The organism is Arthrobacter sp. SIMBA_036 (genome assembly GCF_046535135.1).
Lineage (GTDB): Bacteria > Actinomycetota > Actinomycetes > Actinomycetales > Micrococcaceae > Arthrobacter.
In genome coordinates this window covers 1-255 of sequence record NZ_JAWRXG010000311.1, presented here as the reverse complement: position 1 = coordinate 255, position 255 = coordinate 1, and the positions used below count along the sequence as shown (strand labels likewise).

Below are 255 nucleotides of genomic sequence, written 5' to 3'. Positions count from 1 at the left end.
CCGGAAATAGCCTGCGAGCGTATAGCCCGACCCTGAGCTTCCATCGGTGGAGCTATCCACTCCCCAATGGCCATAACCGCAACCATCATAATAATGGCGGACTTCATTACCGCACCAATAATGTTTAAACGTGACCGGCCGGCAGCCATCATAACCACTAACTCGGAGTTACTGGCCAGCATGCCCACGCCTATCAGTCCTCCGAGTAAGGCCGCCATAGGAAAGAAAGTTTCAACATCACGCGGCAGGCTGTAA

The 255-nt window shown here is 53.3% G+C and carries 1 protein-coding gene; it reads right to left on the bottom strand.

Translation table 11 applies throughout. From position 1 onward, the window contains the following. On the bottom strand, positions 1 to 255 hold a 255-nt coding region (locus SB659_RS20010), incomplete at both ends, for an LptF/LptG family permease (RefSeq protein ID WP_410551684.1).